This window comes from Paenibacillus pectinilyticus, from assembly GCF_001700435.1.
Taxonomy (GTDB): domain Bacteria; phylum Bacillota; class Bacilli; order Paenibacillales; family NBRC-103111; genus Paenibacillus_E; species Paenibacillus_E pectinilyticus.
In genome coordinates this window covers 305,331-324,061 of the sequence record NZ_LYPC01000020.1, presented here as the reverse complement: position 1 = coordinate 324,061, position 18,731 = coordinate 305,331, and the positions used below count along the sequence as shown (strand labels likewise).

The following is an 18,731-nucleotide window of genomic DNA, read 5'->3' as shown; positions in this document are numbered from 1 at the left end:
CTAAAGACTAGGCACAAAAATACCTAAAAAACTCCAATCCATGTTAGTCATGGCATTGGTTTTACTTTTTTTCAAAATTAGGGCTTAACTCCTTCTCGAATTTCATTTCTGTTCAGCATACGAAGAATCTCTAGCAGAGTCACGTTTAAGCTGAGCCAAACACCTTCCAAATATGTACCCAGCAAGAACATCACTAGGAAATTGTACATAGAAATAGACGCGGCTGATCCCGACCAACAGAAATAACGTAATAACTAACAACGTTGCTGTAATGCGAAGACTTAAATTCCCTTTATGTCTAACTAATAAATAAGCAGCAAAGCCGCATACGGTCAATGAAATCAGGGTTTGCTTACTTGGAAATGTATAGGGAAATTCGTGATTTCCGGCAGCTTGTCCACCATGATGAAATAACATGCGTAACCCCTCATCCAACACTTCTCCCCCTACAATAACAAATGAAAAACACATCAATTCAAGCAAGCTGAATGCCAATCAAATGGCCTTCATGATGAATTCGTAGAATGATATCTGGATACTTCTCCGCTTTAGACCCAAGTACAAAGAATGTAGCCTTGATCTGATATTTGGATAGAAGGTCCAACAATTGCGGTGTAAACTCTGGATCAGGACCATCATCGAAGATTAAAGCTATGCCTTGCCTAGTCACTTTCTTTTTATACACCCACAATCCAAATAGACGAACAGTAAGAGTGGGTAAAATTGTATATAGAAGCAATACTATGAAGATGCTCCATAACCATGTATGCAAGCCTATCACATTCTTTCTAGAGAATATATCGTACTAAGAACGTCTTTTACGATTCGTTCTGCTGCTTGTCTATGATGTAAGAAGTTCTTTACTATAAGTTGTAATACTAAGTTGACTATATGCACCAACTATAATAAGTATCATTTTATTTATTTATTCCCCTCCCGATAATTATTTTTCTCAAATACATCTCGGATAGGTATTCCCGTTACATCGATAACCTCATCATTGATTCCTTCCAAGATCATTCTAGACTTCAAATCATTACTTGCAACATAGTAATTAATTCAGTAAATGATATGATAAATAAGACAAGCCAGGTCTGAGTATTCTCTGTCCTGGCTTGTCTTATTTATTAATCTTCTTTTTTCAGCTTTATTTCTTCCAAAGCTTTTTCAATATTGTCTTTGAGGCCTGGATCCAAATATTGCGGTGCGGATCGTTTGACAGGTGATTGAAACCGCTGCATGGCTTCCAATTCTGCTTCAATCAACATGACCTTCTCTTCTACGCGTGCGAAGCCTTTCGATATATTCTCCGTTTGGAAGGAAACGACGCTTTGAGACATCTCCTTCAAGGAGCTAGCCACATTTGCTCGTGACGCTAACAATAAACGACGATGGTTGAATTCTTCCGATTGAACAAGCAATTGAGCGATTCTTTCCTCGAGCACCTTCGTCTGCTCTTGGATAGTTGTATATTGTGATTGGTACGTGGCCAGTTTTTTCTCTTGCAACAGTTTCTCCTGAATGGCTAGCTTTGCAATATGCTCTTCGCCTTGTTTCACAGCAAGCCTAGATTGGCGGTCTCTTTTTTCAATCTGCGTTTCGGTCTCAGCGATTAGCGCGGCTTGTCTTCTTTCAATGAACAACTGATTCGCCAGTGCTTTCTGTCCTTTCGTAAGTTCTAAATCGAATTCCCGCATATATTGATTCACCATATTGAGAGGCTGTTCACATTTATCTAAAAGTCCATTCGTCTCCGCTAAAAACAACTCTTTTACTCTTCTTAAGATACCCATATTAGTTTGTCTCCTTTGAATTGATTTGTTTGTTTTCCCATTGATCCAAGAAATCTGATGTATTGATCATGGCATGCGTACTATTGGTTTTAAGCATGCCGCCATTTCTTTTTCTTCTTCTAATAATCCAGAACAACAGCCCAATTGCTAGAACGGTTCCTCCAATCGCCATGCCGGCTTCCATACCATCATGATGCCCGTGGTCACCTTCACGGCTGCCTTTCACTTGATGTTCGCCTTTACCTGCCAACGCCTTATCGTTACCTTTCGGATTATATTGCTGGGCAATTTGTATATCATGGTTGAAGGCTTCTTTAAAGTCGGGCCTGTCCATCTTTGCTGCCACACCTACACCGGTTCCGATTACTCCGGCAATCACAGCGATTAGAAACACTTTTTTTATCCAAGTCTTACGTGGTTTCATTCTCTACATCCATCCTTTCGTTGGGCAGTTAATCTTGTTCATGTTCTTCACATAAGTAACTATAACTTTGAAAAGTAAAAGTACGGTAAATGAAAAAAAGTACCCTCCTCTTTGATATAAAGAGTAAGGGCACCGCTTATTCAAGGTATGTGAACTTCACCGTAAAGGTACTTCCCTGATTGACAACACTCTCAACTTCAATTGAGCCGTGATGAGCTTCCACAATCCACTTTGCTATTGATAATCCCAGACCCGCGCTACCTTCATCCCGAGAGCGATGCTTCTCTACTCGATAGAACCGGTCAAATATCCGCCTCCTGTCCTCTATAGGAATACCAACCCCCGTATCTTGGATCGCTAAGCTCCATTGTTTAGATTGTTGATCGACGATTACATTAACGTTTCCATGCTTAGGTGTGTATTTGATCGCATTATCCAAAAGTATATACACCAGTTGCTTCATGCGCTCAATATCACCTTTAATGGACAATTCTCTCGGCAAATGTGCGTTCAAAACAATTTCCTTCTGGTTAGCAATAGCTTCAAAGGCTTGTACCCACTGGCGCATCCTCGGGACTAAGTCAAAAGCAACAATCTCAAATTCGACAGATCCAGAATCAGAACGCGCTAATAACAGCAAATGATGAACCATGCGGCTCATCCGTCCTACTTCTTCTTTCATATCTACGATGACTTCTTTCGTATACGAAGTGAAATCTTTCCCGTTTTCAAGCTCTATGACATCCAGTGAGGTGTTCATAATACTTAACGGAGTTCGAAGTTCGTGTGAGGCATCCGCAAGAAATTGCTGTTGCTGCCGATATGACCGCTGAATGGGGATCATGGCTTTCTTGGACATAGTCAAACTTAACCATACGGCTGCGATAAAAAAGATTACAAGAATACACAGAAACACAATTAGAAGATTTTGAAATACATCCAAATAAAAAGTCACATCTTTAGCAACGTAAATCGTACCTTTCTTGCCATCTTGCAGAATCGCTGGACGTGCCCCAACAAATAGCAGCCTATCTCTATCTATTAACGTTTTACCCTCATGATGACTGTGAGGAACAGAAAGCCATTTTAAGCGAAACTCCTCCTTATTGGGATGCCACTCTTCAATCATCTCTAGATTAATGCTATTATTCAGCGGAAAAACTTCACTGCCTCCAACTACATTTCCGCTGCCATTCACCAGATAGTAAAAGTATAAATCCTCATGATCTGAACTGACTAGATCGGGAATCAATGGGCTGCCATTTTCCGTCGCATACATCGTAGTTCGAATCAATTGACGATTCTCTCGATATGCCATACCACCAAAGAAGACAGAAACTATGATCGAGAACAACACCAAGAATAGAATAATTAGCCAGGTATAGGTAAAGGTTAACTTTCGCTCAGTTTGTACAAATACATCAGCCTTTTTCAGAAATTTCATTTTTAAATCGATACCCCACCCCCCTGATACTGTGGATCATCGGCTGTTCATGCTCCGTTTCCAGTTTATCGCGCAGCATCTTTACTGTGATATCCACATTTTTATAGGATACGTCACTACCAACACCCCATATACGATCTAAAATAAGTTCCCGTGTTAAAACATAGCCAATATTTTGAAGAAATAGATCCAGCAGCTGATACTCCCTCTGACTAAGGATAATCTCTTCATTATTCTGAAATAATTGATGGGAACTCCGGTTTAATGAAAATGTTCTGAATGCCACAACATCCGATTGAATAGGAGCAAAATTGCGCCGTTTTAAGGAACGAAGACGCGCGAGTAATTCATCCATCTCAAAAGGTTTCGTTATGTAATCGTCCGCTCCGGCATCCAAACCGACAATCTTGTCTTGAAGTGCATCCTTTGCAGTTAACAACAGAATAGCTCTGCCATAGTTTCCAGACCTCAGTTTCTTGCAAACAGCAATGCCGTCCAATCTAGGCATCATCCAATCAACAATTAGAACATCATACATGGATCCTTCTGCATAAACCAAAGCATCTTCACCATTTTCTACCCAATCTACTTGGTACCCACCTTTTTTTTCAAGGACATATTTCACCAGCTTTCCAAGCTTTAGATCATCTTCTGCAAGTAGAATATTCACTGAACTCACCGTCCCACTAGAATAATGATAATAAAAAACAGAAAAGAACTCCTTTCGGAGTCCTTTTCGACGGCGAATAGATTGATGGTACTTTTGCCTTGATCCTTACATTGCTCGGTATCTACCTCATCACACTAATTGCAGTACAAGACTACATTAATGAGCTCACGGCACATCGCCTCGCTTTAATATGGATTCAAAAACAACTTCCCTGGTGTTTTATCATTAAATGCTCTGCGACACTACACCTCGCTGTTTTCACCGTCGAATAGTATTATGACCACTCTGATAAGGTTCTATGTAAAATCACTTGCGATGCTAAAGATAATTCGTGCCATTCGGAGATTAACAGTAGAACTGAGCATCCATACAAAAGTCTTGAGTAGCGCAGTATTCTATCAATTCCCCTTCTCCAACCACTTAAATTATGAGTACAAATTAATACTAAATACTCCAATCCATTTCTTTCTCTCCACATATCATAATAAATATATTTTGATTATATGGAGATGAGCGAATGACAACCCGAATTGATGTGTTAATCCCAGCAGTTGAAAAGGTCCTAGTTATACTTCCCCATGTTATGTATGACGTGATGTCTATATGAAGCCCTATTATGTTGTCTGGAAAGGACCCGTACACAAACGTAGCGGTCTTGGTCGTGCAAGCAGATCGTATGTACGTTCACTAAAGCGCCAGGGCGTTACTGTTGGAGTTGGTACTTTAAGCCATGGCATATCGGTAAAAAGACGAAAAGCACTTATTTATCATCATATTCCTAGTCATATTCAATGGAAAAAAGAACGAAATCTTTTTGATCGAATTATTTTGAATACTGTTTGGGAAACAAGCAGGATCCCCCAGAGATGGCGTCCCCATATGAACAAATTTGATGCGGTTTGTGTACCTTCACAACATAATAAAAGGGCACTAAAGAATAGCGGTGTAAAAATACCGATTTTTAATGTTCCTCATGGTGTTAACACCATGGAGTTTCATCCGAACAATAAGAAGATGACTTTGCCCCGTGCGGCGGGAAAATTTACATTCGTGTCTGTCTTTGGCTTCCAGCATCGTAAAAATCCAGAAGGCTTGCTTAGAGCATACTGGGAAGAGTTTTCATCAAAAGATAACGTCATTCTAGTAATCAAAACGAACGGAAATACAGCCTATGAGAATGAGCAATGGATCAAGCATCAGATATCGATATATAAAAAAAGGCTGGGTATCCGCAAAGATACAGCCCCTGTTGTCATTATCGGCAGACGACTCAGTGAAAGCCAGCTGAAGGGTTTGTATACACTCGGTAATGCCTTCGTTCTCCCCACTCGTGGCGAGGGTGTCGGACTACCTTTTCTAGAAGCGTTGGCGAGCGGTGTGCCGGTCATCGCAACAGGTTGGGGCGGACAAATGGATTTCCTTACGCCCAATAACTCGTTCTTAATTCCTTTTAAGTTGAGGAGCCCATCTGTTAGCATGAACAGTCGGCATGCCATCTCAAGAAGGTTCAGCCATCTTTTTGCGGAAAAGGGACAACTATGGGCGGAACCGGATCTGCACAGCTTGAAGAAGATCATGAGGAAAGCTTATGAGAATCCCGTTCTTTGCAAAGCAAAAGGACTCCAAGGCAGGAGAGATATGTTTAAATTATCTTGGGATCACGCGGGAAAATTAATGAAGCATGCGGTTGAAAAAGTAATGCGATCTAAGAAATAATTTTGAAGGGTGATGTTCAAATTTTGAAATATGCAGACAATTGAATAACATTCCCAATATAATTGTTGCTGCATGTTCTGACGGAATTTTGATCGCTCATAAAGATAAAACTAATCAAATCAAAGAAATACTTGGCCAATTGTCTCAGTCACCAATGTTGGGTTCCTATCAAGTAGGCATTAAACATCGAATCAAGGCTGTTACAAATCTTGAGTTGAAGGAAGTCTTGTTAGGTGATGAACTTGTACTAGAAGAGATCACTCGTTTCACTATAAACTGGTAGCTGATTATGACAAAAGGCTACAAATTATGAAACTCCAATCCTGTTAGATGTGGATTGGAGTTTTTTCAGGAAAATTTAACACGCCAATCATCGATGTGAACTTGCCACAATTCGTGGCCTAGGATCTAATTTTTACCTTAAAGCCAAGACTGAGCATTCTCTGTCCTGACTTGTGTAAGTAGCTATGGTTTCCATACCTTATGTTCAATGGATTCATAAAAACAGATTACGGAATCGGAAACCTTTTTCAGCACTTGCTGACTCATAATCTTTTTAACGGCGATCCCGATAACAGTTCCAGAAATCGCGCCTCCAATAATATCTAATGGATAGTGAATCCCAGACCAAATCCGGGAAAATCCGATTAGTATGGCAAGAACGAACCAAACGCTTCCTTCTTTTCGGCGCCAAAGCCAAATTGAGGTCGCTACGGCAAAAGCTGCTGCTGCATGATTACTGGGAAAAGAAGCTGATGCATCGTGCTGAACTAATTGGATGACATGATGAGCTACGAACGGACGATCCCGATGATAAATCACACCAATAATGTTATTGACTCCCAGTGCTACGCCTCCTGAAAGGAGTGTATTCACGACCATTTTGCGATTATCTGGCGTTCGAATAAACCAATAAACAATAACACCTAAGTAAAAAACGTAATCCAAGTTATTTGCAAAGAAAGCAACGATTGGATTCAAAGCGGAAAATCTGTCCGCAAAGCTATTAATGGTTTGAAACCATTGGTAATCTAATTGAGCTAAATTCATAAGTTACTCCTTCAGTCGTTTTTTTAAACCTGGTTTCAAGCTTACTAAACCAAGATTAAAAACTGATGAAGAAATTGTGTATGAATTTTGGTGCTTTATTTTACCATAAACATCAGATCGGATAGCGTTCGTTCAGTAATCGTTTCTCATTCTCTTCTCATTTGTTGCAGCTACAATAACCAAGTCAAGGAGTTTAATAATCCGTATGAAGCATAGGCACACCACCATTCAGATATGAATGATGGTTACAGTATTTTATCTAATCTCTGTGCCAACACAGTAACTAACTACTACAATGAATTAAAATGTATTCATAGATGGGCTTCATTAATTATTATTTCTTTGAATGCATCTTTACGTGAAGTTGATGTTCAATGGAAATAAAAAGCGCTAACAGTAGACCTACCCACAAACAAAACATACCGACGATAGGATATCCCAGTGTAGAAACTAGGGCAGAGAGTGCTACAGAAATAACTAAAGTTAAGGCTAACCGGGCATCATCTATAAATATGCCCAAAATAATATTCAATACTTCTTTCATATCTCCACTCCCCCTCTATTCGTTTTCTTTAGTCCTACACTCTGTAATTTGTTCTTAATACGTTTTACCATAACATATGAAAATACCACTATCGTTAAAGCAATATATAAAATGGATGCATCCTCATTTGGCCAAATGACCCCGAATCCCTCGCCTGTCCAGAAGGCTCCAAAACTGGTTAACATCACACCAACCACGTATTTCATCGTGTTTTCAGGGACCTTGGATAGTGGTTTACGCAAAATAAAGCCAGCTGAAATAACGAAAATCAGAGCAAGTGCGGCGCCTAATACAGTATAATTCATCTTATGCAGGCTAAGACCGAAAGTGATAACAATTATAATAGTTTCTAGACCCTCATGCATTGTAATTCCGAAGGTCGTCATAAATGCAAATCGGTCAAAACCTTGTTTGACGAAGCCAACCTTGTGCATACGATTAAATTCCTCTTTGAATGCTTCTTCCTCATCATGAAGTGCTATTAACCCGCCATATGGTAGGATAGCTTTACGCAGCCATCGAATCCCAAATAGAAGTGAGCATAATCCAACAATGGTTTGAACCCAGTTAATTTGGATTATGAGAGCTAAAGGAGCACCAATTAGGCATACTAACAAAATGAGAATAATGAAAGCAGTGACCGCTCCCAATATGGCATATTTCCATCCACGGACCAGCCCGACTGCTAAAATGACCGTTAAAGCTTCAACAAATTCCACGGCAGTTCCAATAAAACCAATGAATATGGCATACAATGCTTCTATGCTCAGTCACTCCTTTGAAACTGACAGATACCTTTTATAAAGTTATGTATAGATGTAAAGAATAATGTGATTTGATCAAAATCACCCTAATTATCCTTTTTAAATTGAATGATAAATGAATTGTACATGCGTATCATTAGAATCTACATTAGAATCTACTGTGAATGATTCAATTTCATCTATACAAAAGAAACGCAGACGCTCATCGTATCGCGAGAGCAAACGGTCGGTTCTTACGTATAAACGTAAGTAAACTAAAATACTCCAATCCAACTTAAACATGGGATCGGAGCTTTTCGCCGTGGAGGAGACTCACTTTCTTCTAATCCTTCCAGCTCAGAGATCTTTCATATACGTATTTCTTAAGCTTTTAATTTTTCGATACATCGTTTTATCTTTGAGTTTGATAAACAGTTCATGCGATGGATAGTAAAAATTGATTTCAATGATCCATAATTTGTGATGTTGATCGATCCCAAAATCAATACCAATTTGAGCAGAATATTTGTTGCGATTAAATCGTATACAGATACGATGACTTTAACGAATTGATTCATGAATAATTCTTTGTTTCTGTTCTGATTGTGGGATAAACGAAGTGATGTGTCTAACGCATGCTCAATGGGAGTTGCATATCCCCCTCCCCTAGTTACGTTCGTAATCACACTAGATCGTCTAGCAACTTTGGCTAACATTCCTGCGTACTGCCACTGATTCTGATCGTTTCGCATCATCATGATTCTGATATCATCAAAAGGTCTCGCATTGATTTTTGCTATATCAATCGCTCTCTGAATGATATATAAGCCTGTGTATGAAGGAAGGATATTGAACCCTGAAAAACACAAAAAAGAAGATGTCGCTATTAACGTCCATCTTCCGGGTTCATTCTGTATCATCATTTCTAAGTTTTATTAGATTAAGACAAGTCTAAGAATTTGGCGAATGAAAAGAAATCTAAAAACGATGATTCCTCTTGCGTTCATGAATTTGATTCTTATTCTAGTTAACCCTCTTGCCACAACGCGTGCATTAAAAACAGTTGTAGTTCCATTGGTATTTCTGTAAACAATTCCATAAAACTGGTTGACCAAAATTGTCATATATATCAACTCCTTTCAAAAGAGATAATATATATTATTCTTAAGATTCATAGATGCGAGGGCTAGTTCCATAGATTAATAGGGATTAATTAATTCTTGTTGCAGAAATATCAGTTTTTACTTATACTGATCAAGTGATAATGATATTTATTATCATTTGAATACGTTGAGAAATGAGGATTGGTTTACATGAAGCATTTTACCCCAAAAAAAATTATGTTATGGATTATGGCCCTTATCGTAATCGGCATCCTAGTGTGGCAAGGGATTACGGCGAATGGTGCACCCGATCCTTCGGAAAGTAATATAACACCAGCTACAGCTATTCTAAATACGGCAATTCTCGTATTTCGTGAAGGCTTAGAAGCCATTCTTGTTCTATCCGCAATAACGGCAGGTCTTATCAGAAATAAAAAGGATTCTTGGAAGCCAATTTTTGTCGGATCCGGCATCTCATTAGCAGCAACCATTGTCACTTGGTTTGTTGTAGTAGGTATTATTTCCTTAGTTGGTTCAACAACGTCGGAACTTAATGTTCAAGCGGGGACTGGGCTTTTAGCGAATATAGTCCTTCTCGTTATCATGAACTGGTTTTTCCATAAGATTTATTGGACTGGGTGGATTTCTTTACATAATAAAAAACGTCGTCAGATTACAGATGTATCCAAAGAAGCAACTCCAAATGTTGCGGCATCCTATTGGAGTCTTGTGATTATCGGTTTAACCTCGATGTATCGGGAAGGATTTGAAGTCGTTCTATTCCTACAGAACATTCGATTGCAAGTAGGCAGCCAAGTTATTTTATTAGGTGCATTGATCGGGTTGTTTTTTACTGGAATTGTTGCCATTCTGACATTTGTCGGACATCAAAAACTTCCTTACAAGAAAATGTTGATCTTAACCGGTGGATTACTCATCCTAGTACTTTTAGTTATGACAGGCGAGACCGCTCAAGAAATGCAGCTTGCCGGTTGGATTTCAACGACTAATCTTGACTTTACTATTCCTTCCTGGATGGGATTATGGTTTGCGTTCTTCCCCACAGTTGAAACCATAAGCGCACAGGCCTTTGCTTTCGTCTTTGTCGTTGGTTCTTATGTCTTCTTACAATTCATAAGAGTATGGAAGCCAAAATTGGCAGAAAAATTAACGAATTAAGATCATATGAGGTTCATTAAAAGTCGGTGCATAAGCACCGGCTTTTTCTCTATTTTTCAAAAAAATATGAATTTCATTTCTTCGCAGCATTCGATAAATCTCTAATAGGATCACTTTCAGACTGAACCAATTCCCCCCTTATATGTAACCAGCAAGCACATCACTTGGGAATTTTACATAAATGAAGACGCGACAGATCCCAACTAGAGACATAGTAAAATAACATAAAAGGTCACTGAGATACGAACTTTCAAATTCCCTATATTTCTAACTAGCAAATAAGCCGCAAAGTCACATACTGTCAATGAAATCAAAGATTGCTCACTTGGAAATGTATAGGGAAATCCATGATTGATAGCGGCAGGTCCAACGCGATTAAATAGCATTCGTAATCCCTCATCCTGCGCTTCTCCCCCCAAAATTACAAACGCAAAACACATTAATTTGAGCATCCGATCCTTTTGGATGCTACTTGTAAGCAGTGCGGTATATCGAATCTTATTTCTCTGGTAGGCGTATACCAACAGCAATATGGAGGCCGCCATAATCCCTGCGTAAATCAGATAACGATTAATCGTATGATGATATTGCTTCCATTGTGGACCTAACTTCCCTAGAGAGATAAAAACCGTCACCCAAATGAAAGCTCCAATGTATGTTTACCAAGCAATATGTGCGATAAGGTATTCGGGTTACGCCCGCGAAAATCTAATAGTGTTGCGAAGTATAGCAACTAGATCACGTTGCCTTACTAGGAGCGGCTAAACTACGGCCTTCTTATCGAAGTGTAAATACACGGGGCTTTGATGCTTTGATATGGCTATCGATACGAAAGGACACGTTAATTCATTTTATAATTTTGCTCAGAATTTTTAGATGTAAACCTTGAACAACAAAAAAAGACCTACAGTTCGGGACTGAGGTTTGGAGTAGTTATGGACGTAAAATGTAAAATAGCAAAACCTCCACTGCATATGGCAAGGGAAGCAATTTCCGTTAATAAAAGTTATATGGATGTACTCATTTTTCCGATGATTGTAAAATAATACAGACTAATTCCTAAAAAAACCGCTGAAGTATGAAATACCCAATATTGTTTAGACAAGAGATTACCACCTCTTATGCATAAGAATACAGGAGGAAGATGAAGATTTATTGAGAAAATGTTGATAAATATCGGGGATTTTTTAGAGTTGCTGTCTAGTTTCCTTTAATTGGGTCAACTACGCAGCGAAAACGAAAAAGCGCCTCCTTCGGATTAAACTGAGCTTTTTCAAATGTCTATTCAAAGTGCGGTGCTTTTCATTTCTGTTGAGGATCTAAATTCAAATTAATTATATGCGATTTGAGATACGTCTCCGCCTGGCTTTTATCATCCAGCTTAAACCTAGCAATACTATAAAAACGAAGATACCGATGGCTCCCCATAGAAGTGAACCATTTCGAACTCCCGCATAAATACCACTCATTGCTATCGTATAGGGAAGTATGCCCAATCCAGTGGTCCAGATAAAAGACCAAATGTTTATTTTCAGAAACCCCATTGTATAGTTCACAAAATGGTACGGGACCAGCGGGACGAATCGGATGACTAACAGACCAAATGTTTCATGCTTTTTTGTGAATTCTTCCACTTTTTGAAGGAATGGCTGCGCTAATTTACCGAAGAAAGGCTTTGCTATCCATTTTGTTAAATAGAGCGCTCCAACCGCACCCATTATACCTCCAATCCATGAATAAACACCTCCCCAAATTGGACCATATAATTCCATAAGAGCAATTGAAATAAATTCTCCAGGCACAGGGATAATATTCACAATAGACTGGACAAGGATACCAATAATAATTCCTATTTTCCCAAAATCCCGAATACGATTAATTAGTCTTTCCGCTTCTCCAGTCTGAACAAGATAGAGATAATAGCTTATGATGCCTACAATGACAAGTATACTTATACTGCTTAGAAGCTTCGTATTGGTTTGAGTTTGCTTCATGTGAATCAATCCTTACTAAGTGAAATCGCAATTGTTTATTAAGTTCCTGCATTGAAATAGCGCTGTTCTTGGTGTTAATAGTTAAGTCTTCAATTTTAATTGATCCCTCTCGTTAGGTTGAAGAACGAATAATAAGAACATAGCAAAGTGTAAGCTGGCAAAACAAACCTCTAAAAACCGTGGAAAGAAAGCTCTGTATAGCGCGTTTCATGGAGTCAGATTCCGTAATCAATGGATGCAGTAAGTAGTATGGTTAGTAATTTTTTTTTTATTCTCTCAGTGCCTCCTTTACTTCTACAATAACTTACCATTAACGACCAGATGACCAATCGAAATCACTAATCAGGTCAAAAACATTAATAATACCCAAAGGGGGACGATAATAGATCGGTTTTACCCCAATGTTTTTCAATCGCCTCTACGGATTCATCGAAATGTTTTCGAACTTTTTTAGGGGTCTTGAAAGCGTTCGTTCAATGGACTTAACTATAATTTTGAAAAGTAAAAGTACAATAAAATGCCCTCCTCTTTGATATAAAGAGAAAGGCACCACCTATTCAATGTATATTGGACATGGACAAGTTTAACCATACCGCTGCTATAAAAAAAGATCACAAGAATGATCGTCCACTCCGGCATCCAAACCGACGATTTTGTCTTGTAGTCGAGATTAAACTAAGATTGGTTCCAATATTTTTGTCGTAATTGTTTGTAGGATATTTTTTGAAATATTGTCAGCTGCTCTCTTTTTGCGAAGAGCAATCATACGCTTTTTTATTTCTTTTGTGTACTTTTCATCTGAAAGGAAACTAATAAGTTGCTCTTCCAGTTCACTTTTGTTAAATGCGATCATGGCTATTCTTTTATTGACAAAATACAATGCGTTTTCCTGTCCGCCAAATGGCTTATAAATAAATACGGGAAGCGACAAAGTTAATGCCTCAGAAAGTGTGAGTCCCCCAGCCTTTGTTACCAAGCACGAAGAAATCGCCATTAGTTCTTGAATGTTTTCAACAAACCCGAAAATGTGAACCTGATTGATTCCTTCAAAAGTTTCTCTTAAACTTTTTTCCATTTTATGATTTCGTCCGCAAACGATAGCAATTTGGCAGTCGGAATTGGATAGCAATGACTTTACCATGACTTCGATTTCACCTAGTACTCCATATGCTCCCGCAGCAATCATTACTGTTTTTTTGAATGGATCTAATTGTTTAATAAAGCTGTTATGAATTGTTGAAACGTTGTAAAATGCTGATCTGATTGGAATCTCAGTCACTTCGATTTGCTCGTTTTCAAAGCCCTTGGTCAATAATTCCGACTTGAGCTCATTCGTGGCAACGTAATATTTGTCGGTTTTGGGATGAAACCAACGGGCATGCAAGGCATAGTCCGTTAATACCGTAAACGTTGGAATGTCAAAACCCTGAGCAATTTCAGGTGTTGCGCCGAATGGGAAGACATTTATAATCCCATCTGGCTGTTCTTGATGAATTATTTCCCTTAATTTCTTTTCCCCTAAATAATTGAAATACTTGCTCCAAGGTCTATCCAAGCTATTATTGCGGGTAATGTAATAACTCCAACCGTAGTAGTCAAGCCCATATTTGGTAGTTAGTGTGCTGGTTATATAAATCTTTTTGGAATATTTAGGAACGAATGAGCTTCGAGAAGCAAATCAATCACTTTTACGTCTTCTACCCCTTGATCTTTAAAGCTTTGCATCAGCGCCCGGGAAGCCTGGATGTGTCCGTCCCCAAATCTAGCAGTCAGAATTATGATCCTTGGATTACGATTTTTCACATGATATACCTCCAAGTATGTTCCTTCTTCAAATTAGCGCTTCTCCAAATATGTGTTTCACTTAATCTTTGATGTTAGTTTCTTTTCTAAATAATAGCGCTGACACATGTTGGAGATCAAACACTTTATATTGATATAGTGCTACAAAAATAAAATAAAAAAAACCGCCTTATATAAGTTATCTTGTCTTTGACGGACCGGCTGGAATAACGAAAATGAATATATGGGAATTTAAAAATAATACAAAAAAGAAAAAAGCAATTGATATTTAAGAGCATTTTGTTTAAGAGCATCTATCATCTTAAATACCTACTCGAAATAGCAATTTACTTAATTATTTCACATCTTACAAGCAGGTTTAGTCTAGCTGTTTTAGTTGCCTTTATCCTCAAAAGGATAAAAACTTTTTTGTTTTTTTCAATAACTCTAGAACACGATCTATTTGTTTATTTATGTAACCTATTTATAGAAAATACGGTTGGGTTCATTAGTTCTCTACTAACGCGCACATATGAAAAAAGAAGCTGCAGATGCAGCTCCTTAATTACATTACACTTCTTGCTTTTTCAATTGATTCGCTAACAATAGCTGCTTTATTTCAATAAGCTCTCCTTCTATTCTGTGGAGATGACTCTGCATGTCATCAATTTCTTGCTCTGATTTATAATTAATAGCAAAGTCAATAATGGATTCGTGTTTATCCCTTGCGGCTTGACGGTTCTGACTCATCATAATGACTGGAGCTTGAAAGGCTGCGATAAAAGACAAACATAAATTTAATAGGATAAATGGCTGTGAGTCAAAGTGATACGTAAAGGGTAATGTGTTCCATATAATCCACAAAATTAAAAATACAGCAAAGAAAATAATAAATCTCCAGCTACCGCCAAATGATGCAATACGGTCTGCAATTCGATCCGACCAACTCGTTTTTCGCACATATTCTTCGTCTAAATGAGTGAGAATGCTTTTTTCGTAATTATCCACCAATCTATCAATTCGTTTGGCATCCGTATGATTGATTTCAATATCGAAACCCTGAATTTTAGAAGCGTCTTGGATGTCATTTTTTTTATTAAAGTAATTCTTTTTTGTCATTGGAAACCCTCCTCTTGTTAACTGAGGAAGTCAGGAACCCAGCATACCTATTCTTTTAGGATTGATGACTTTCTTATGAAGTAACCAAACCTCCAAATGATAATTAGTATTCATGACTCCCCAGTTTCGTAAATCTGGCTCAGGTTCGCTAGAACTTCGACTACCCATAAAAAATTTCAACTCCTTCAAATTGGATTGCAAAAGTCTTATTCATAATACTCCCGTCATTCGAACATTGCAAACACATTTACCTATAGCTACTTTTTGCTCTGAATTAATTATTTCTCATTAGAATCTCATTTGAAGCATGTACTATAAGTTGAGTAAAAGGATTCGTTTTTAAATTAAACAGATATCTTTTGTGGATTGAGGGAAAAATAAAAACTGCAAAGGAAGGAAATTATGTATGGAAGCAAACCAAAATAAAATGAAAATGTTACTTAACAAGGTGCCAGAAATTACTATTTTCTTCTGGATAATCAAGATTTTATGCACAACAGTCGGTGAAACATTTGCAGATTTCATCAATTTCAATCTCGGATTTGGTTTAACTGTCACTACCATAATTATGGGAGTATCGTTTTTCATCGCATTAATTCTTCAATTCAGAGCAAAGAAATATGTTCCAGGCCTTTATTGGCTAACTGTTGTGCTTATTAGCGTATTTGGGACGTTGGTAACAGATAATTTGACAGACAATGTCGGAATACCTCTCGAAACTAGTACACTCGTTTTTACCGTGTTACTAGGATTTACATTTCTTTTTTGGTATCTTAGTGAGAAAACACTCTCGATACACTCGATTTATACGAGAAAAAGAGAAGTTTTCTATTGGCTTACCATCCTTTTCACATTTGCACTTGGAACCGCAGTCGGCGATTTATTTTCTGAACAACTTGGTCTTGGTTATCTTCTCACAGGAACCGCAGTCGTTATCATCATAGCTTGCGTATTCTTGGCATGGAAATTTTTTAAGCTTGATGGGGTATTGGCGTTCTGGATCGCGTATATTCTTACTCGCCCACTCGGAGCATCATTAGGTGATTACCTATCTCAACCGAAAGAGAATGGTGCGTTGGCTTTGGGGACAACAGTTACTAGTGTCATTTTTCTTATAGCTATTTTAGCCATCATCGTTTTTCTTGCAATTACAAAATTAGATACTACGGTAAAAAGTGAGCCAACAGAAACGAACCAAGTAGATAGAAGCAAGAAACATGTTTTGACACAAACCGCTGTGGTTCTATGTATTTCCTTAGTAGTTGGAATAGGCGGTTATGTTGGGTTAAGCAATCGTATATCATCGCAAACCGATTCTGCACAAGCTGCATTAGCTGGACAATTATCCGATTTCGTAAAAATTGAAACGGATATGCTAAACAATGTAAACTCCAATGACTTTGCTTCGGCGAAAAAGGGCGCAGACAATTTGGAACATCAATGGGATACATCGGAGCCTAAGCTTAGAAAAATAGATGGCACAACATGGACCAAAATTGATGGAACTATTGACGTGGTATTGGCATCCGTTCGTTCAGGAAAACCTGATGTCAGCCAAAGCAAAACTGCAATTAACAATTCACTTACTATCATCAATGGAGCAAATCAATCAGCATCGCAAACCGATTCTTCGCAAACCGATTCACAGCAAATTACAACAGTTGGAAAATCGCAACCGGATTCTCCAAAAAATAAATTAGCTGGGCAATTATCCGATTTTGTTAAAATTGAAACGGATATGTTAAACGCTGTAAACTCAAATGACTTTGCTTCGGCGAAAAAAAGCGCAGACAGTTTGGAACATCAATGGGACACTTCTGAGCCTAAGCTTAGGAAAATAGATGGCACAACATGGACCAAAATTGATGGAACGATTGATGTGGTATTAGCGTCAGTTCGTTCGTCTAAACCTGATGCCGTCAAGTGCAAATCTGCACTTAATAATTCGCTTAGCATCTTTAACGAAGCAAATAAATAAACGAGAAAAAGGGTCGTCTGTTTTCAGACGACCCTTTTTCTCGTTTATGTCAATATCTGACTTGTTAATGGAGGCAAATCACTTCAATAATAAAAGCATAAGATAGGACTGGGCTGAATGGCTTTATCAACAGTTGCTTAAGCTGATTGGCGATACGGTATGCACGTCAAAGTACTATTCGTCATTATCGGCAAGCGACTCAGTGAAAGCCAACTGAAGGGCATGTATACGATCGGTAATGCGTTCGTCCTCCCCACTTGTGGAGAGGGTGTCGACTACCTTTTTTAGAAGCGTTGTCGGGCAGAGTGCCGGTCATCGCAACAGGTTGGGGCGGGCAAATGGAGTTCTTTACGCCTAATAACTCGTTCCTAATTCCCTATAAATTGAGGAACCCATCAGTCCGTATGAACAGTCAGCATGCCATCTCAAGAAAGTTCAGCCATCTTTTGCGCAAAAGGGACAACTATGGGCGGAACCAGGAAAGTATATGAGAATCCAGGACTTTGCAAAGTAAGTAAAAGGACACCAAGGCAGAAGATATATTTTTCAATTATCATGGGTTCGTACGGGAAAGTGATCAGTTCGGATAAATTGTTCAGTTTTGCCCAGGAGTATGATGAATATACTTTCTACCGCCAGTTCATTGAAAAGCCTAATGTACTTGCATCCAGTCACTTAATCGAGTTTCACGCTATGTGGAACTGGGTTGTATTTGCATTCAACTTTTGTTACTTGGCAGAGAGCAGCTCTGGAACCCCGTCACTAAGGTATAACCTTTTTGCCTCAAGTAGGCGATAATCTGAGGAAGTGCCTCTACCGTGTTGTTGAGACTCCCTTGCTTCCCGCCTGCAAAGTGTTGCAGGATTATTGCGCCAGGGCTAACCTCTTATCTTACGCTGCTCAGAATTTGTAAAACACTTTTCCCATCCCAGTCTAACGTATCAACTGACCAATTAGGGTTATTTTGTTGGCAAATGGAGAATCTCTTGAATGATTCGATCCGATCCATAAATCGATCTCCTGTAATGTAGGTGAATTTGTATCGTCAGACTACAATGTTGGGACATTTGTGCATTTTTAGATGACACAAATCTTCCTATATAAAAATAAAAAAGCCTGATTCCTAAGGCATTTGGATTTGAAATTATGTAGGCATATTCGTGTCATTGGACAGGAAAATCTTGTGCATATG

At 38.5% G+C, this 18,731-nt stretch carries 21 protein-coding genes and 1 pseudogene; 4 read left to right on the top strand and 18 right to left on the bottom strand.

Annotation, left to right across the window (positions count from 1 at the left end; genetic code table 11):
• Positions 1–102 precede the first annotated feature (102 nt).
• The 7 genes from A8709_RS15345 to A8709_RS15320 all read right to left on the bottom strand — a co-directional run bounded on the left by A8709_RS15345 (position 103) and on the right by A8709_RS15320 (position 4,331).
• A complete protein-coding gene (locus A8709_RS15345) occupies positions 103–435 on the bottom strand; it encodes a phosphatase PAP2 family protein (protein ID WP_065853230.1) in 333 nt (110 codons plus the stop codon).
• Between the two features lie 40 nt (positions 436–475).
• Positions 476–739, bottom strand: coding sequence for a polysaccharide deacetylase family protein (locus A8709_RS15340; protein WP_244163202.1), 264 nt, complete (start codon positions 737–739; stop codon positions 476–478).
• Positions 740–921: 182 nt separating this feature from the next.
• A complete protein-coding gene (locus tag A8709_RS35680; RefSeq protein ID WP_141692545.1) occupies positions 922–1,059 on the bottom strand; it encodes an MGDG synthase family glycosyltransferase in 138 nt (45 codons plus the stop codon).
• Between the two features lie 68 nt (positions 1,060–1,127).
• Positions 1,128–1,793, bottom strand: coding sequence for a PspA/IM30 family protein (locus A8709_RS15335; protein ID WP_065853229.1), 666 nt, complete (start codon positions 1,791–1,793; stop codon positions 1,128–1,130).
• Between the two features lies 1 nt (position 1,794).
• Positions 1,795–2,217: an LPXTG cell wall anchor domain-containing protein gene (locus tag A8709_RS15330; RefSeq protein ID WP_065853228.1), complete on the bottom strand. Its 423-nt coding sequence runs from the start codon at positions 2,215–2,217 to the stop codon at positions 1,795–1,797.
• A 136-nt stretch (positions 2,218–2,353) separates the two neighbouring features.
• Positions 2,354–3,661: a sensor histidine kinase gene (locus tag A8709_RS15325; protein WP_244163201.1), complete on the bottom strand. Its 1,308-nt coding sequence runs from the start codon at positions 3,659–3,661 to the stop codon at positions 2,354–2,356.
• Positions 3,639–4,331, bottom strand: a complete 693-nt coding sequence (locus A8709_RS15320; protein WP_065853227.1) for a response regulator transcription factor — start codon at positions 4,329–4,331, stop codon at positions 3,639–3,641. Before A8709_RS15320 ends, A8709_RS15325 begins: the two co-directional genes overlap by 23 nt.
• A 603-nt stretch (positions 4,332–4,934) precedes the next feature.
• On the opposite strand from A8709_RS15320, the gene A8709_RS15315 reads away from it, so the two are divergent.
• Both A8709_RS15315 and A8709_RS15310 read left to right on the top strand, forming a co-directional pair.
• Complete coding sequence (locus A8709_RS15315) at positions 4,935–6,047, top strand: glycosyltransferase (protein ID WP_065853226.1); 1,113 nt, start codon at positions 4,935–4,937, stop codon at positions 6,045–6,047.
• 40 nt (positions 6,048–6,087) lie between these two features.
• Positions 6,088–6,330, top strand: coding sequence for a hypothetical protein (locus A8709_RS15310; RefSeq protein ID WP_065853225.1), 243 nt, complete (start codon positions 6,088–6,090; stop codon positions 6,328–6,330).
• A gap of 182 nt (positions 6,331–6,512) precedes the next feature.
• On the opposite strand, the gene A8709_RS15305 is transcribed toward A8709_RS15310, so the two are convergent.
• From A8709_RS15305 to A8709_RS35670, 5 genes and pseudogenes are all read right to left on the bottom strand, one after another.
• Positions 6,513–7,097 (bottom strand): undecaprenyl-diphosphatase, encoded by a 585-nt coding sequence (locus A8709_RS15305; protein WP_065853224.1) that lies wholly within the window; start codon positions 7,095–7,097, stop codon positions 6,513–6,515.
• Between the two features lie 334 nt (positions 7,098–7,431).
• Positions 7,432–7,641, bottom strand: coding sequence for a hypothetical protein (locus A8709_RS15300; RefSeq protein WP_065853223.1), 210 nt, complete (start codon positions 7,639–7,641; stop codon positions 7,432–7,434).
• Entirely contained in the window at positions 7,638–8,360 is a 723-nt protein-coding gene (locus A8709_RS15295) for a COG4280 domain-containing protein (protein ID WP_141692544.1), read from the bottom strand. Before A8709_RS15295 ends, A8709_RS15300 begins: the two co-directional genes overlap by 4 nt.
• Before the next feature lie 381 nt (positions 8,361–8,741).
• Positions 8,742–8,897: a YheC/YheD family protein gene (locus tag A8709_RS35675; protein WP_425262328.1), complete on the bottom strand. Its 156-nt coding sequence runs from the start codon at positions 8,895–8,897 to the stop codon at positions 8,742–8,744.
• Between the two features lie 62 nt (positions 8,898–8,959).
• Positions 8,960–9,304: pseudogene (locus tag A8709_RS35670) on the bottom strand (YheC/YheD family protein); the annotation flags it as partial.
• A 420-nt stretch (positions 9,305–9,724) separates the two neighbouring features.
• Here A8709_RS35670 and A8709_RS15280 point away from each other — a divergent pair.
• Entirely contained in the window at positions 9,725–10,666 is a 942-nt protein-coding gene (locus A8709_RS15280; protein ID WP_244163200.1) for an FTR1 family iron permease, read from the top strand.
• Positions 10,667–10,869: 203 nt separating this feature from the next.
• On the opposite strand, the gene A8709_RS15275 is transcribed toward A8709_RS15280, so the two are convergent.
• The 5 genes from A8709_RS15275 to A8709_RS15260 all read right to left on the bottom strand — a co-directional run bounded on the left by A8709_RS15275 (position 10,870) and on the right by A8709_RS15260 (position 15,561).
• Entirely contained in the window at positions 10,870–11,301 is a 432-nt protein-coding gene (locus tag A8709_RS15275) for a hypothetical protein (protein WP_065853218.1), read from the bottom strand.
• A 699-nt stretch (positions 11,302–12,000) separates the two neighbouring features.
• The gene (locus A8709_RS15270; protein ID WP_065853217.1) at positions 12,001–12,660 is read right to left on the bottom strand and encodes a TVP38/TMEM64 family protein; all 660 of its coding nucleotides are present in this window, start codon (positions 12,658–12,660) and stop codon (positions 12,001–12,003) included.
• Positions 12,661–13,330: 670 nt separating this feature from the next.
• Positions 13,331–14,290, bottom strand: a complete 960-nt coding sequence (locus A8709_RS15265) for an MGDG synthase family glycosyltransferase (RefSeq protein WP_279615874.1) — start codon at positions 14,288–14,290, stop codon at positions 13,331–13,333.
• Positions 14,287–14,463: a hypothetical protein gene (locus tag A8709_RS34550; protein WP_167357079.1), complete on the bottom strand. Its 177-nt coding sequence runs from the start codon at positions 14,461–14,463 to the stop codon at positions 14,287–14,289. Before A8709_RS34550 ends, A8709_RS15265 begins: the two co-directional genes overlap by 4 nt.
• Positions 14,464–15,012: 549 nt before the next feature.
• Positions 15,013–15,561: a DUF1003 domain-containing protein gene (locus tag A8709_RS15260; protein WP_065853215.1), complete on the bottom strand. Its 549-nt coding sequence runs from the start codon at positions 15,559–15,561 to the stop codon at positions 15,013–15,015.
• Positions 15,562–15,967: 406 nt separating this feature from the next.
• Between A8709_RS15260 and A8709_RS15255 the strand changes: the two genes are divergently transcribed.
• Positions 15,968–17,539 (top strand): COG4705 family protein, encoded by a 1,572-nt coding sequence (locus A8709_RS15255; protein WP_065853214.1) that lies wholly within the window; start codon positions 15,968–15,970, stop codon positions 17,537–17,539.
• 886 nt (positions 17,540–18,425) lie between these two features.
• Here A8709_RS15255 and A8709_RS35440 read toward each other — a convergent pair.
• Positions 18,426–18,548: a hypothetical protein gene (locus tag A8709_RS35440; RefSeq protein ID WP_279615868.1), complete on the bottom strand. Its 123-nt coding sequence runs from the start codon at positions 18,546–18,548 to the stop codon at positions 18,426–18,428.
• Positions 18,549–18,731: the final 183 nt, after the last annotated feature.